A 14,101-nucleotide genomic window follows, 5' to 3' on the forward strand; every position below is an offset into this window, starting at 1 on the left:
CGCGGTCGCGTAGCCCTCGCGCCAGCGCCGCTGTTTCGCGCCGCTGGCGCTGGCCGCCTGCCGTATGACGTGAGGCGGACGCCTGATTGAATTGCGCCATTCGATTTATATTATTGAATCGTGCTTCGGCTGTTTATATTTTTACGGAGAATTTAAAATAAAGATGCTTTTCATTTTATTTGAATGTTGCCGATGTTTTATATCGAATGGAATAACCGTGGGCGCTGATTTTATATTCACGCCATGCACTTGATTATTTTAAAGTATTGAAAATGGAGGCTGGCTGAAGCATGGTTGAGTCTGTCAGCGCTGTCCTACTTGTTTTGCGGGAGCTGTCCGATTGTATGCCTGGTGGAAACACGCGATGATAATGTCAACGCTGCAACAACCCACCCACGGAGTATGCGATGCACAAGCCAGCCACGCCCAGCCGCCTGAACAAGCCATTCCTGCTGATCTGCCTGTTTACTTTTTCGACCCTGGCAGCCACGCTGATGAATACGGGCGATGCGCAGACGGGCGAGGCGGCGCCGGCCGCCGTGGCGCGCGATGCGGGGCATGGCGCCTTGCCCATCTGCAGCACGGACGCCCTCAAGTTGTCCGCCCATTGCCAGCCCCAGCCGGGACGCCAGGTCTGACCGGAGTTGTGTCTTGCAGCCGCTGCTGCAGCAAGGCCAGTACGGCCGCTTCCTCCGGCGCCAGCGCCGGCAGCTCTTCCCGTAACTGCTCCTGCGCCCGCGCGCGCATGCCTGCCAATAAACTGCCATCCAGATACGATTCCAGCACGGCCGGGTGCACATAGCATTTGCGGCAGATCGTCGGCGTATTGCCCAGTTTTTTCGCCACGGATTCGATCGCCTGCACGATGTTTTTCTTGGCTTGCGCATCGGAATCGACCTGCTCGAACGCCTGCAGGGCCAGCGCGGCCAGCAGGGTGCCGGACCACGTGCGGAAATCCTTGGCCGTGTAGTCTTCGCCCGTCACGGCGCGCAGGTAATCGTTGACGTCGCCTGAATCGACAGCATGGCGTTCGCCGTTTTCATCGACATATTGAAACAGTTCCTGGCCCGGCAACTCGCGCATGCGCGCAAGCACCGTGGCCAGTTTGCGGTCGCTCAGGCGGATATCGTGGCGCACGCCGCTCTTGCCCTTGAAGTGGAAGGCCACGGCGCTGCCGTCGACCCGCACGTGGCGCGTGCGCAGGGTGGTCAGGCCGAACGATTGGTTCGTGCGCGCGTATTCCTCGTTGCCGATGCGCATCATCGTCAATTCCAGCAGGTGCACGATGGTGGCCAGCACTTTTTCACGCGGCAAACCGGGCAGCTGCATGCCGCGCGCGACGGCCGCGCGGATGGCGGGCAGGGCGCGGCCAAAGCTGAGCATGCGCTCATATTTCGCTTCATCGCGCACCTGGCGCCAGCGCGCATGGTAGCGGTACTGCTTGCGGCCCCGCGCATCGCGGCCCGTCGCCTGCAGGTGGCCGTTGGCGTGCGGGCAGATCCACACATCCGTCCAGGCCGGTGGAATGGCCAGCGCCTTGATGCGCGTCAAGGCGGCGCTATCGCGCAGGAACTCGCCGTCCCCGTCGCGGTAGCGGAACTTGCCGGGCTTGCCCAGGCGGGCGATGCCTTTCTGATGGTCGCCCGTATAGCGCAGGCCGGCGGCGCGAGCCGTGGTAGTGGCAGATAGTTCCATGGTGATAGCTTACCTTGCAGGCCGCCCACCCGCCGCGCCATTATGCTAAGGTGCGCATTCGTAACGCCGTGCGCGGCAGACAGGAGCAGCAGATGTTTGGCAGAAAAAAGAATCTGGAAGAAGACCACACCCCCCAGGCCGACAAGCAGTATGAAAAGAAGTACACGGATGACAGTTTCTGGGACAAGGTCGTCAAGTTCGCCAAGACGGCGGGACGCGAAGTCATCGAAAAAGCCCTGTGGCTGTACTACGCGGCCCAGCAGCCGAACACCCCGCTGTGGGCCAAGACGGCGATCTATGGCGCGCTCGGCTATTTCATTTCGCCCATCGATGCGATTCCCGACATCACGCCCGTGATCGGCTATGCGGATGACCTGGCCGTGCTGGCGGCGGCCGTCGCCACCGTCGCCACCTACATCACGGCCGAGGTCAAGGAACGGGCCGCCGAGAAATTGCGCGGCTGGTTCGGAGCCTAGCCGCCGGCAGCGGGCTGGCCCGGCTGGCCCTTGACGGCATTGCGGTACTTCGCCCTGGCCTCGGCCTTCTTCACCGCCTCGGCGGCGATGTTCTGCGCCTTGATGCGGGCTTTTTCACTCTTGCTGCGCTGCTGCGCCACGTCCTTGTTGCCGATGCGGTTCGTCATGCTGGTCTCCTCGTTGATGGTCAAGTTTGACCAGCACAGCATACGTTCTTGCCCGGGCGCTACCGTGCGCCCGCTCACACAAGCGCCATGCCTACCTCGCTGGCGCGCCGCCGGCCCCGTGCGCGAGCAGGCGCAGCACGACTTCTTTCTGGAATGAACGAAACTCCTTGTCGGCGCTGACGTTGGCGAAGGCCAGCACGGCCGTCTTGCTGGCCCGGTCGACGCAGACGACGGACGCGGCGCCCGGGTCGCCGCCGCTGTGCGTGGCCAGCGCCCGGCCGTCGACGTCGCGCAGCAGCCATACCAGGGCTTGGCGCACGGATGAATCGGCGGGCACGACGGGGGCCGCTTGCGGGGCGAAAAACAGTTGCAGCGTCGCGTCTTGCAGGTAGCGGTGGCCATCGACCCGGCCGCCATTGCTGAAGATGGCCAGGAAACGGGCGAAGTCCTGCGCCGAGCTGCGCAGCAGGCCGGCCGGCCAGTCCGGATAGCCGACGGGCGGCAGCGCTTGCAGGCCCGGCTCCTTGTGCGCGTACGGCTGGGCGACGACGGTGCGCCGCGGCAAGCCGGCCAGGTTCCAGGCCGTGCTGTCCATGCCCAGCGGTTCGAACAGGTGCTCGCGCGTGTAGGCGTCGAGGCCATCGGGATTCAAACGGCCCACCAGATAGCCGAGCAGGGCGATGCCGACATTGCTGTAGCGCCATTCCGTGCCGGGCCGGGCGGCAAACGACACATCCGCGTCGTACCAGGCGCCGCCGCGCGACAGATAGCCCTTGACGAAGTCGCGCAGCGGTAATCGCGGGTCGCCCTGGACGGCAAACGCCGTCGTCTTGTCGTACACGGCGTCGGAAATGCCCGAGGTGTGGCTGAGCAAATGACGGAAGGTGATGGGCACGTCGGGAAACTTCGGATGCATGAGCGGAAAGTCCAGGTAGGCCGCCACCTTGTCGTCGAGCTGGAAGGCGCCCTGTTCCAGCAGCATCATGACGGCCGTGGCCGTGACGAGCTTGCTGACGGAGGCGACATGGAACACCGTGTTCGCATCGGCCTTCTTGCCGGCCTGGATGTCGGCCCAGCCATAGCCGCGCGCGAAGATGGTCTGTTCGCCGCGCACCACGGCCACGCTCATGCCCGGCGTTTCCGTGCGGGCCAGGCCATCGCGCATGAAGCCGTCAAATTCCGTTTCCCACGCCAGCCTGGCCGGATCGGTGGCGCAGCCCGTTTGCAGCAGGGCCAGTGAGACGCCCAGTCCCAGCACGCTTCTTCGTTTCATTGATTCTCTCTTTTGCCATTTTTAATTATCTTAACAATATTTCCGCCCGCCATAGGGGCGATTGACAAATCATTGCTCCGCAGCAATGACAAAAGGGATCAGTTGGCGCTTATTTACGCCAGTAGCGTTCCAGCAAAGGCTTGACCGTCAGGCCGTGCGCGACGATGGAGAGGATGACGACGACGAGGGTGATGTCGGCCAGTTCGCGCGCCAGGCCGCGCGGCAAGCCATGCGCGATGGCATAGCTGAGGTAGTACAGCGAGCCGATGCCGCGCACGCCGAACCAGGCGGCCAGCCCGCGCAGGCGCACGCTGGTGCCCGAGGCCAGCAAACCGAGCATCACGCTGGCCGGACGCGCCACCAGCAGCAGGAACAGCGCCACGCTCCACGCCTGCCAGCTCCAGGCGGCGGCCGTGACGGCGCCGCCGAGCAGCAGCACCAGGGTCAGTTCGGACAGGCGTTCCAGGTGTTCCTTGAAGACGAGGGATTCGCCGCTGACGGTCAGCGTCACCTCGCTGTCGTGCGGCTTGGCGGCGGACACGGCATGGGTTTGCTCTGCCTGCAGCAAGCCTTGCCGGTCTTTCGGCGCGCCGGCCAGCCGCAGTTCCGTCTGGCGCAAGGCCACGCCGGCAAAGAACACGGCCAGGAAGCCCCACGCGTGCAGCCAGGTGGACACGCCGTAGACGAGGGCGATCAGGCCCAGGGCCGCCAGGTCGTCCAGCATCGCGTGTTTCGGTTCCTTGGCGCGTACCTGCCAGCCCAGCCAGGCCAGCAGCGCGCCGCCGGCCGCGCCCAGGGCGATGGCGCCCGCGCTGGCCCAGTATAAATCGCGCCACAGCCAGGTGGCGCCATGCGGCCCCAGCTCATGCAGTCCCAGCAAGCCCAGGCCCAGCATGACGAAAGGAAAGCCGCTGCCATCGTTCATGCCCGCCTCGCTGGTCAGCATGAAGCGCAATTGCTCGCTGTCGCCCGCATGGCGCAGCTGCACGTCGGTGGCCAGCACGGGGTCGGTGGGCGCGAGGATGGCGCCCAGCAGGATGCCCGCGCCCAATGGCAGGCCCAGCACCAGGCAGGAAAAGGCCGCCACCAGGGCCACGGAGATGGCCATCGACAGCCACGCCAGGCGCAGCGAAGGCAGCCAGCGCGCCAGGCTGAACGGTACGGGCATCTTGACGCCGGCGGAAAACAGGGAGATGAGGACGGCGATTTCCGTCAGGGTTTCCAGCAGGGGCGCCTGCTGCAGCAGGTCGAACGCAAACAGGCCGAGAAACATGGGGCCCAGCAGCAGGCCCACACCCAGATAAGCCATGGCCGAAGTCAATGGCAGGCGCGCGATGCCGTCGGCGCCCAGGCCACGCGCCAGCATCAGGCAGCCGATCAGGATGAACCAGGCGGTGGTGCTCATGCCAACCATTGTAGCGGTGCATGGGCCAGGGCAGCGCGCCGCAGGCTATTTTTACGCCTTGTACAACTGTACCGTATCGTTCTGCGCCTGCATGGCATGCAGTTCGATGGGGTCGTGCGTGGAGCGCAAGCGGGGCAGGCCGTGCGGATAATTGGTGGTGATGAAGGCCAGCATCTGTTCGCGCACGATGCAGCGCAATTCAAACGCCGTGCCCGAATCTTTCGCGCTGATCAGGAAGCGCACGCGCACGGCCCGCTCGTTCGAATCCGTCGCCTGCACGGTGCAGACCCGGCCGTCCCATTGCTTGGCGGATGCGCAGATGCGCGTCAGTTCCGCCCGCAGGGGCTCGATCGGGATGCTGAAATCGAGCCACAGGAACACCGTGCCCAGGATGTCCGAGGAGGTATGCGTCCAGTTCTCGAACGGATTTTCGATGAACCATTGCAACGGCACGATCAGCCGGCGTTCATCCCACACGCGCACGACCACGTAAGTGCCCTTGATTTCCTCGACCGTGCCCCATTCGCCATTGACGATCAGCACGTCATCGATGCGGATCGGTTGAGAGAATGCAATTTGCAGCCCTGCAATGAAATTGCCGAGCACGGGGCGGGCGGCGATACCGGCCACCAGGCCCGCCACGCCGGCCGAGGCCAGCAGGCTGGCGCCGATCTGCCGCGCGCCGGGCAAGGTCAGCAGCACGAAGGACACGCCCAGCAGGACGACGATGGCATGCGCGCTGCGCGTCAGCACGCGGGCCTGGGTGATCCGGCGCCGCGCGCGCAGGTTGTCGGCCGCGTCGACGGGATTGATCTGGGAAATCGTGATGCTGAGCGACTCGATGCATTGCATGGCCAGCCAGGTCAGCGCGATGATCAGCGCCACGCTGGCCAGGTGCGACATGGCGACGAGACCCGGCGTGTCGTCAGGCGCGCTGGCCAGCACCATGCGCAGGCCGAAGACGATCAGGCACAGTTGGCTGGCGCGGAAGGCTACGCGCGCGACGTTGCTGGCCAGCGCGTGGCCCTGGGCCAGTCTTTTCAGCAAGCCGATGCCGGCCCGGTGCACGCCGATGGCGACCAAGGTGACGAGCAGGGCGGAAACGAGCACGGTCAGCGCCGAGCGCAGCGGGCCTCCCATCAGCGAGTGAAACGTGCTGAGATCCATAGGCGAAAACTCCTTATTGATAAGTGAAATGGATGTCGGAAGCGGGTATTTTACGGGCAGATGACGTCGCGGGGGCGTGCGTTGCCGTACGGATAAGACTTCGGGCAAGGGGGATACTGGACGAAATTGCTGCGCTGCGCCATGCCACGTTGACGTTTCAATACGGAAAGCAAGCGGGCGTCGCCGCATTGGAAACATAGCCATACTTGCCATGCTTTTTGTTTTTGCAAAGGAAACCGATGATAGTACGATCACTCCGAATGTCCTTGCGCTTCATCCTGCCACTTGCCCTCGTGCTGGGACTGTTTGCCTATATCGTGGTACCGCTGCTCGATAACATTACCCTGCGCTGGTATGTGCGCGACCTCGACAGCCGGGCCGAATTGCTCGCTGGAACCCTCCGCCCCTCGCTCACCGAATACCTGCCTGCGCAAGATGCCGCGCGCGTCAAAGAACTGTTCCAGGGCGCCACGCGCGACGAACGCCTGATCGCCATCGGCTTTTGCGACAACGGGGGCCACTTGCTGTACCAGTCCGCGCAATACCCGGCCTCGATTGGCTGCTGGAGCACGCCATCGACGGGCGGTTTGTATAAATCCCTGGCGCAATTGCCGCAAGGGCAAGTCCACCTGAGCGAAACGCCCGTGATGCAGGACGCCTCGCAGCTGGGCCGCCTGGTGCTGGTGCAGGACATGAGCTTTGTCGAGCGCCGCAACACCGATACCAAGCGCTTCATCTTTGCCTTCCTGGCCGTGCTGGCCGTGCTCATTTCCCTGATGACCGTGTTCGTTGCCCATCTGAGCTGGCGCGGCTGGCTGTCGGCCGTGAAGGATATCTTGCGGGGCGAGTTGCTGCCGAAAAGCAATGGCGCAGTGGCCGCCACCACGGCGCCCGCCGCCGCGCCCGCGCCGCCGCCGGAAATGCAGCCGCTGATCGGCGACTTGCGCGAATTGCTGCAGGAATACCATTTGGAACGCCAGGGCGATAACGGCTGGTCGTCCGACTGGACGCCGGACAAGCTGCGCGCGCTGCTGGAAGCGGACTTGCAGGGCGACCAGGTGCTGGTCGTGTCGAACCGCGAACCGTATATCCACACGAAAGCCGATGACGGCAGCGGCAATATCCGCGTGCAGCGTCCGGCCAGCGGCCTGGTGACGGCCGTGGAAGCCGTGATGCGGGCGTGCTCCGGCACGTGGATCGCGCATGGCGCCGGTTCCGCCGACCGCGAGACGGTCGACAAGCTCGACCACGTGCCCGTGCCGCCCGATAACCCCAGCTATACCTTGCGCCGCGTGTGGCTGACGGAAGAGGAAGAGCAGGGTTACTATTATGGTTTCGCCAATGAGGGCATGTGGCCGCTGTGCCATATCGCCCACGTGCGCCCCGTGTTCCGCTCGTCCGACTGGGAGCAGTACATGAAGGTCAACCGCCGCTTCGCCGACGCCGTGATCGCCGAGGCGAAGACGGACAACCCCGTCGTGCTGGTGCAGGATTACCACTTCGCCTTGCTGCCGCGCATGGTGCGCGAAGCCTTGCCGAAGGCGACGATTATTACGTTCTGGCATATCCCTTGGCCGAATTCGGAATCGTTCGGCATTTGCCCATGGCGCGAGGAAATCCTCGATGGCTTGCTGGGCAGCACGATCCTGGGTTTCCACACGCCGTTCCACCGCAAGAATTTCCTCGAAACGGTGGACCGCTACCTGGAAACCCGCATCGAGCCGGAAGCGTCGACCATTTCCTACGGCGGCGAGATGACGCAGGTCGAGGATTACCCGATCTCGATCGCCTGGCCCGAGGATGACCCGGCGCAGCCCGACGTGGCCGCGTGCCGCGCGCAAATCCGTGCCGAACTGGGCGTGGCGCCTGACCACTTGCTGGGCATCGGCGTCGACCGCCTCGATTACACGAAAGGCATCGTCGAGCGCTTCCAGGCCGTCGAGCGCATGCTGGAACAGCAGCCCGGCATGGTCGGCAATTTCACGTTCGTGCAGATCGCCGCCCCCAGCCGCGCTTCGCTCGACGAATATCAAAGTTTTGACGCGCGGGTGCGCAAGATGGTCGAGCGCATCAACCGCCGCTTCGGCAGCGGAGATTACGTGCCTATCCTGCTGAAGGCCGAACACCACGGCCAGGACGATTTGCAGCGCTACTTCCGCGCCTCGGAAGTGTGCATGGTGACGAGCTTGCATGACGGCATGAATCTGGTGGCCAAGGAATTCATCGCCGCGCGCGACGACGAACTGGGCGTGCTGGTGCTGTCGCAATTCACGGGCGCGGCGCGCGAGCTGCATGAAGCGCTGATCATCAATCCGTATCACATCGAGCAGGGCGCCGACGCGCTGTACCGCGCCCTCGTGATGCCGCCCGTGGAACAGCGCGAGCGCATGAAAAGCATGCGCGCGCGCGTCAAACATTTCAATGTCTACCGCTGGGCCGGGCGCATGCTGCTGGACGCGGCCCGCTTGCGCCAGCGCGACAAGGTCATGACCAAGATCGACGCCCACAGCCGCATCAAGCGGCGCAAGGGGATGTGATGGCCGATATCCCTGACGATAGCGCAGCCCTGTTGCAGCTGCTGAGTGCGCCCGGAACAGCCGTCTTCCTCGACTTCGACGGCACCCTGGTCGACCTGGCACCCACGCCCGACGGCGTGCACATGGCGCCCGGTGTCATCGAAGCGCTGGCGCTGCTGGCCGAGCGTCATGGCGGCGCGCTGGCCCTCATTTCCGGCCGTCCCGTGGCGCAGATCGACGCCATGCTGGCCCCCCTGGTCTTGCCTGTTGCCGGCGTGCATGGCGTGGAGCGGCGCGGCGCCGATGGCGCGCTGCACGTGGCGGCCACGCCCGATGTGGCGCCCGTGCTGGCGCGCGCGCAGGCGCTGGCGGCGATTCACCCCGGCTTGCTGGTGGAGCAGAAGCGTGGCGCCGTCGCCCTGCATTACCGGCTGGCGCCCCACCTCGAGCAATTGGGCCTGCAGGAAATGACGGCCGCCGTGCAAGCGTGCCCGGGGGTGTTGCTGTTGCATGGCAAAATGGTCCTGGAAGCCAAGCCGGCCGCCACCGACAAGGGCGGCGCCATCGCCGCCTTTATGCAGGAAAGCCCCTTCGCCGGCCGCCGGCCCGTGTTCGCGGGCGACGACACCACCGACGAGGCAGGCTTTGCCTTTGTACAACAAGCAGGCGGGCAGGGCGTCAAAGTGGGCAGCGGCCCCAGCGCCGCCAACCTGCGCCTGGCCAGCCCCGGCGCCTTGCGCGCCGCGCTGCTGGCCGCTTCCGTATCCCCGACATCGAAGGAGTAGCCCATGACGACATCCCATGACACCCGCGCCAGCCAACCGTCCGCGCCAGCATCGCTGAACTGCGGCGTGGTGGGCAATTGCGCCTTCAACGCCTTGATCGACCAGGCCGGGCAGGTCGTCTGGTCCTGCCTGCCCCGTTTCGACGGCGATCCCGTCTTCAACCGCTTGCTGGACGACACGGAAAACGGCAGCGTATGGGCCATCGACATTGAAAACTTCGCGCGCAGCGAGCAATTCTACGAACCGAACACGGCCGTGCTGCGCACGCGTTTGTACGACACGCAGGGGCGCGGCGTGGAAATCACGGATTTCGCGCCCCGTTTTCTCAGCCGCGACCGCATGTTCCGCCCGCTGATGCTGATCCGCCGGGTGCGTCCGCTCGACCACGCCGTGCGCATCCGCGTACGGCTGCGGCCCCGCTACGACTGGGGCAGGCTGGCGCCGCAGATCACGCAGGGCAGCCACCACATCCGCTACGTGGGGCCGGAACAGACCTTGCGCCTGAACACCGATGTGTCGCTCAATTATGTGCTGAGTGAAACGTATTTCGTGCTGGGCGGCACGGCCAACTTCCTGCTGGGCCCCGATGAAACCCTGGCCGGCGGCATCGACGAGACGGCGCGCATCTTCGAAAAAGAAACGATTAATTATTGGCGCACCTACACGCGCCGCCTGGCCGTGCCGCTGGAGTGGCAGGACGTGGTCATCCGCGCCGCCATCACATTAAAACTGTCGCTGTATGAGGACACGGGCGCCATCATCGCCGCCATGACCACCAGCATCCCCGAAGCGCCGGGCAGCAGCCGCAACTGGGATTACCGCTATTGCTGGCTGCGCGACGCCTTCTTCGTCGTGCGGGCATTGAACAGCCTGTCCGAGGTGGGCACGATGGAAGAGTATTTGCGCTGGCTGACGAATATCGTCGCCCGCTCGAAAGGCGGCCATATCCAGCCCCTGTACGGCATCGGCCTGGAAGAGCAGCTGCCCGAATCGATACTCGACCACTTGCCCGGCTACCGGGGCAATGGTCCCGTGCGCGTGGGCAACCAGGCGCAGGAACACTTCCAGCACGACGTCTACGGCAACATTGTCTTGGGCGCGGCGCAGGCGTTTCTTGACCACCGATTGTTCCACCGGGCGGGAAAAGCCGAGTTTGCCGCGCTGGAAGCCGTGGGCGACCAGGCCTTCCGATTGCATGCGGAACCGGACGCGGGCATGTGGGAGCTGCGCACGCGGGCGCGCGTCCACACCTCGTCCATGCTGATGAGCTGGGCCGCCTGCGACCGCCTGGCGAAAGTGGCGCATAAACTGGGCTTGCCGGACCGCGCCGACCACTGGAACAGCCGCGCCGTCTTGATCCGCGAGCGGCTGCTGCGCGAAGCGTGGAGCGAGGAGCGCCAGGCATTTGCGGAAAGCCTGGGCGGGCGCGACCTCGACGCCTCCGTCCTGCTGATGGCGGAAGTCAACTTCATCGACCCCATGGACCCCCGTTTCATCGCCACCGTCGACGCGCTGGAAGCATCGCTGTGCGACGGCCCCTACATGCGCCGCTACGAAGCGCCCGACGACTTCGGCAAACCGGAAACGGCCTTCAACATCTGCACCTTCTGGCGCATCGACGCCCTGGCCCGCATCGGCAGGAAGGACGAAGCGCGAAAAATCTTCGAAACCATGCTGCTGGCACGCAACCACCTGGGCTTGCTGTCGGAAGACACGCACCCCGTGACAGGCGAAATGTGGGGCAATTTCCCGCAGACGTATTCGATGGTGGGTCTCATCAACTGCGCGGTGCGGTTGTCGGCGCCGTGGGATAGCGCCATTTAAGCTCAGCCCTAAGGCAAGTTCCGGGGCCGGACCCTCAGGGGCCGACCCCAGCCTTTTCGATGCTCGGGGTAATCATTCGCCAGCAGGCTCCCGGCGCCCATACAACCTGCACTCCGCCGCCAGCGCCAGCAAATTCGGGTCGCGCTCGCGGCTGCTCAGCATCAGCAGGGTGATCTGTTGGTGCGAACCGTAGCGGGCGTCCAGGGGCAGCAGTTCGATGCGCGAGCTGAAGGCGCGCACTCTGCCGGGCAACAGGCTGTAGCCGATGCCGCCGCTCACCAGGTTGATCAGTGAGAAGATGTCGCCCACCCGCATGGCCGTGTCGGGTACGAAACCGGCCAGTTCAAATGCGTGGTTGAAGCTTTGCGATGTGACGAATCCCTCGCTGAGGGTGACGAATTTTTCGTTGCGCAACTGTTGCAAGTCCACCGATGCGGCCCCCGCATAGGGCGAGGCTAGCGGCGCGGCCAGGTAGACGTCGTCCTGGAACAGGGGCACGGCCACCATGCCCGCATGCTGTTCGTCTTCCTGCACGCCGATGATGATGGCGTCCAGGCGGCCGTCGGCCAGGCTTTGCAGCAGGTCGCGGTTCGACCCCAGGGTCAGGTCGATGTCGAGGCCTGGCCGGCGCAGTTTCAGGGCGATCACCAGCTGCGGGATGCAGTGCAAGGTCAATGAATACAGCGAACCGATCTTCAGGCGCACGGGGTTGATGCCCGACATTTCGCGCACCTTGCGCACGCCTTCCTCGCATTCGGCCAGCGCGCGCCGCGCCGATTCGGAAAAGGTGTAGGCCGCATGCAGCGGGATCAGGCTGCGACCCTCGCGCTTGAACAGGGGACAGCGCAAGCCGTCTTCCAGCGAGTGCAGGGCGCGGTGCACGCTGACCGTGCTCTGGCCCAGCGCATCGGCCACCCGCGCCAGGTTGTTCAATTCCATAAAGCTGAGAAAAACTTCCAGCTTTTTCAGGGTAATTTCTTCATTGATGGCCATGGCTAGCCTCTTTTATGGCAGTTCATTAACTTCAGGGTAATGAACATGGTAGCAGGTTGATTGTCGCGCTGGCGCTTTCGTTCTATCGTCTGGACTCGATAGCTCATTCCGGAGGCATGATGTCAACCGCCACAGCAGCGCCAGCGCAGCGGCAAAAACAATGGGACACGCGGCGCACCGAGAAGCGCCGCCGCCTCGATGCCGTGCGTCAGTACGCGAACGGGCCCGTGCTGCAACAGGGCGACATGGTCGCCGTGCTCGAAGCCTTGCTCGCGCCGGGCGACCGCGTCGTTCTTGAAGGCAATAATCAGAAACAGGCCGACTTCCTCGCCCGCATGTTGACCCAGGTCAATCCCGACAAGATCCACCATCTGCACCTGATCATGCCCAGCGTCAGCCTGCCCGAACACCTGGACTTGTTCGAGCGGGGCATCGCCCGCAAGCTCGATTTTTCCTTTGCCGGCACGCAGAGCCTGCGCATCGCGCAGTTCCTGCAGGATGGCTTGCTGGAAGTGGGCGCCATCCACACGTATATCGAGCTGTATGCGCGCCTGTTCGTCGACCTCACGCCCAACGTCGTCATGGTGGCCGGCTACATGGCCGACCGCCAGGGCAATCTGTACACGGGCCCCAGTACCGAGGACACGCCCACGCTGGTGGAATCGACCGCCTTCCGCGACGGCATCGTCATCGCCCAGGTCAATCAGATCGTCGACGACGTCAGCGACTTGCCGCGCGTCGACGTGCCCGGCTCGTGGATCGATTTCGTCGTGCAGTCCGACAAACCGTTCTTCATCGAACCGTTGTTTACCCGCGATCCGCGCGTGATCAAGCCCGTGCACGTGCTGATGGCCATGATGGCGATCCGCGGCGTGTATGAAAAACACCAGGTGCAGTCGCTGAACCACGGCATCGGCTTCAATACGGCCGCCATCGAACTGATTTTGCCCACCTATGGCGAGCAGCTGGGCTTGAAGGGCAAGATTTGCCGCAACTGGGTGCTCAACCCCCATCCGACGCTGATACCCGCCATCGAGACGGGCTGGGTCGAGAGCGTGCACTGCTTCGGCGCGGAGCTGGGCATGGAAGGCTATGCGGCCGCGCGGCCCGACGTGTTCTTCACGGGCCGCGACGGTTCCATGCGCTCGAACCGCGCCCTGTGCCAGCTGGCGGGCCAGTACGCGGTCGACCTGTTCATCGGCGCCACCCTGCAGATGGATGGCCTGGGCAATTCGTCCACCGTGACCAACGGCCGCCTGGCCGGCTTCGGCGGCGCGCCCAATATGGGTCACGACCCGCACGGCAGGCGTCATCCGACGCCGGCCTGGCTGGACCTGATCGAGACGGACGACCCGCTGGCGCGCGGCAAGAAGCTGGTGGTGCAGATGGTCGAGACGTTCCAGGACGGCGGCCAGCCGACGATCGTCGAATCGCTCGACGCCGTGGCCGTGGGCCAGGCCAGCGGCATGCCGCTGGCGCCCGTGATGATCTATGGCGACGACGTCACCCACGTGCTGACGGAAGAAGGCATCGCCTACCTGTACAAGGCCCGTTCGCTTGAGGAGCGCAAGGCCATGCTGGCGGCGGTGGCCGGCGTGACGCCCATCGGCCTGCGCCACGACCCGAAGACGACGGCCAAATTGCGCGCCGACGGCCTGATCGCGCTGCCCGAGGATATCGGCGTGCAGCGCGGCGCGGCGAACCGCTCGCTGCTGGCCGCGAAAAGCATCGCCGACCTAGTCGAATGGTCCGACGGCCTGTATCAACCCCCCGCCAAATTCAGGAGCTGGTAATGATGAC

General features: G+C 64.5%; 12 protein-coding genes. 6 read left to right on the plus strand and 6 right to left on the minus strand.

What is annotated here, in order from left to right; translation table 11 throughout:
• Positions 1-407 precede the first annotated feature (407 nt).
• The gene (locus ACQ4WQ_RS09775; RefSeq protein WP_436496563.1) at positions 408-638 is read left to right on the plus strand and encodes a hypothetical protein; all 231 of its coding nucleotides are present in this window, start codon (positions 408-410) and stop codon (positions 636-638) included.
• Here the strand turns inward: ACQ4WQ_RS09775 and ACQ4WQ_RS09780 are convergent.
• Positions 592-1,695: a DNA topoisomerase IB gene (locus ACQ4WQ_RS09780; RefSeq protein WP_436496565.1), complete on the minus strand. Its 1,104-nt coding sequence runs from the start codon at positions 1,693-1,695 to the stop codon at positions 592-594. The two genes, ACQ4WQ_RS09775 and ACQ4WQ_RS09780, sit on opposite strands and share 47 nt — an antisense overlap.
• A gap of 92 nt (positions 1,696-1,787) precedes the next feature.
• Between ACQ4WQ_RS09780 and ACQ4WQ_RS09785 the strand changes: the two genes are divergently transcribed.
• Positions 1,788-2,171 carry a YkvA family protein gene (locus tag ACQ4WQ_RS09785; protein ID WP_436496567.1) on the plus strand — a complete coding sequence of 128 codons (384 nt, stop codon included), beginning with the start codon at positions 1,788-1,790 and terminating at the stop codon, positions 2,169-2,171.
• Here the strand turns inward: ACQ4WQ_RS09785 and ACQ4WQ_RS09790 are convergent.
• The 4 genes from ACQ4WQ_RS09790 to ACQ4WQ_RS09805 all read right to left on the minus strand — a co-directional run bounded on the left by ACQ4WQ_RS09790 (position 2,168) and on the right by ACQ4WQ_RS09805 (position 6,183).
• On the minus strand, positions 2,168-2,338 hold the full coding sequence (locus ACQ4WQ_RS09790; protein WP_326456335.1) for a hypothetical protein: 171 nt from the start codon (positions 2,336-2,338) through the stop codon (positions 2,168-2,170). The two genes, ACQ4WQ_RS09785 and ACQ4WQ_RS09790, sit on opposite strands and share 4 nt — an antisense overlap.
• Before the next feature lie 91 nt (positions 2,339-2,429).
• On the minus strand, positions 2,430-3,611 hold the full coding sequence (locus ACQ4WQ_RS09795) for a serine hydrolase domain-containing protein (RefSeq protein ID WP_436496569.1): 1,182 nt from the start codon (positions 3,609-3,611) through the stop codon (positions 2,430-2,432).
• 109 nt (positions 3,612-3,720) lie between these two features.
• Positions 3,721-5,016: a cation:proton antiporter gene (locus tag ACQ4WQ_RS09800; protein ID WP_436496571.1), complete on the minus strand. Its 1,296-nt coding sequence runs from the start codon at positions 5,014-5,016 to the stop codon at positions 3,721-3,723.
• Between the two features lie 51 nt (positions 5,017-5,067).
• Positions 5,068-6,183, minus strand: coding sequence for a mechanosensitive ion channel family protein (locus tag ACQ4WQ_RS09805; RefSeq protein WP_326456332.1), 1,116 nt, complete (start codon positions 6,181-6,183; stop codon positions 5,068-5,070).
• Positions 6,184-6,443: 260 nt separating this feature from the next.
• Here ACQ4WQ_RS09805 and ACQ4WQ_RS09810 point away from each other — a divergent pair, with 260 nt between their 5' ends.
• Genes ACQ4WQ_RS09810 through ACQ4WQ_RS09820 form a run of 3 tightly spaced genes read left to right on the plus strand, consistent with a single transcriptional unit; the run spans position 6,444 to position 11,308 of the window.
• A complete protein-coding gene (locus ACQ4WQ_RS09810) occupies positions 6,444-8,720 on the plus strand; it encodes an alpha,alpha-trehalose-phosphate synthase (UDP-forming) (protein WP_436496573.1) in 2,277 nt (758 codons plus the stop codon).
• On the plus strand, positions 8,720-9,484 hold the full coding sequence (gene otsB, locus ACQ4WQ_RS09815; protein ID WP_436496575.1) for a trehalose-phosphatase: 765 nt from the start codon (positions 8,720-8,722) through the stop codon (positions 9,482-9,484). The genes ACQ4WQ_RS09810 and otsB overlap by 1 nt, the downstream gene beginning before the upstream one ends.
• Before the next feature lie 3 nt (positions 9,485-9,487).
• A complete protein-coding gene (locus ACQ4WQ_RS09820; RefSeq protein WP_436496577.1) occupies positions 9,488-11,308 on the plus strand; it encodes a glycoside hydrolase family 15 protein in 1,821 nt (606 codons plus the stop codon).
• 72 nt (positions 11,309-11,380) lie between these two features.
• Here ACQ4WQ_RS09820 and ACQ4WQ_RS09825 read toward each other — a convergent pair whose 3' ends face one another.
• Positions 11,381-12,301, minus strand: a complete 921-nt coding sequence (locus ACQ4WQ_RS09825) for a LysR family transcriptional regulator (protein WP_436496579.1) — start codon at positions 12,299-12,301, stop codon at positions 11,381-11,383.
• A 116-nt stretch (positions 12,302-12,417) separates the two neighbouring features.
• On the opposite strand from ACQ4WQ_RS09825, the gene mdcA reads away from it, so the two are divergent.
• Positions 12,418-14,094: a malonate decarboxylase subunit alpha gene (gene mdcA / locus ACQ4WQ_RS09830; RefSeq protein WP_436496581.1), complete on the plus strand. Its 1,677-nt coding sequence runs from the start codon at positions 12,418-12,420 to the stop codon at positions 14,092-14,094.
• The last annotated feature ends 7 nt before the right edge of the window (positions 14,095-14,101 follow it).

Source organism: Janthinobacterium goodfellowi (assembly GCF_051380695.1).
Lineage (GTDB): Bacteria > Pseudomonadota > Gammaproteobacteria > Burkholderiales > Burkholderiaceae_D > Janthinobacterium.

Excerpts from the sequence above, each read along its gene's own strand:
- ACQ4WQ_RS09775 (WP_436496563.1), top strand. The coding sequence starts at position 408 with ATGCACAAGCCAGCCACGCCCAGCCGCCTGAACAAGCCATTCCTGCTG.
- ACQ4WQ_RS09780 (WP_436496565.1), bottom strand. The coding sequence starts at position 1,695 with ATGGAACTATCTGCCACTACCACGGCTCGCGCCGCCGGCCTGCGCTAT.
- ACQ4WQ_RS09785 (WP_436496567.1), top strand. The coding sequence starts at position 1,788 with ATGTTTGGCAGAAAAAAGAATCTGGAAGAAGACCACACCCCCCAGGCC.
- ACQ4WQ_RS09790 (WP_326456335.1), bottom strand. The coding sequence starts at position 2,338 with ATGACGAACCGCATCGGCAACAAGGACGTGGCGCAGCAGCGCAGCAAG.
- ACQ4WQ_RS09795 (WP_436496569.1), bottom strand. The coding sequence starts at position 3,611 with ATGAAACGAAGAAGCGTGCTGGGACTGGGCGTCTCACTGGCCCTGCTG.
- ACQ4WQ_RS09800 (WP_436496571.1), bottom strand. The coding sequence starts at position 5,016 with ATGAGCACCACCGCCTGGTTCATCCTGATCGGCTGCCTGATGCTGGCG.
- ACQ4WQ_RS09805 (WP_326456332.1), bottom strand. The coding sequence starts at position 6,183 with ATGGATCTCAGCACGTTTCACTCGCTGATGGGAGGCCCGCTGCGCTCG.
- ACQ4WQ_RS09810 (WP_436496573.1), top strand. The coding sequence starts at position 6,444 with ATGTCCTTGCGCTTCATCCTGCCACTTGCCCTCGTGCTGGGACTGTTT.
- otsB (WP_436496575.1), top strand. The coding sequence starts at position 8,720 with ATGGCCGATATCCCTGACGATAGCGCAGCCCTGTTGCAGCTGCTGAGT.
- ACQ4WQ_RS09820 (WP_436496577.1), top strand. The coding sequence starts at position 9,488 with ATGACGACATCCCATGACACCCGCGCCAGCCAACCGTCCGCGCCAGCA.
- ACQ4WQ_RS09825 (WP_436496579.1), bottom strand. The coding sequence starts at position 12,301 with ATGGCCATCAATGAAGAAATTACCCTGAAAAAGCTGGAAGTTTTTCTC.
- mdcA (WP_436496581.1), top strand. The coding sequence starts at position 12,418 with ATGATGTCAACCGCCACAGCAGCGCCAGCGCAGCGGCAAAAACAATGG.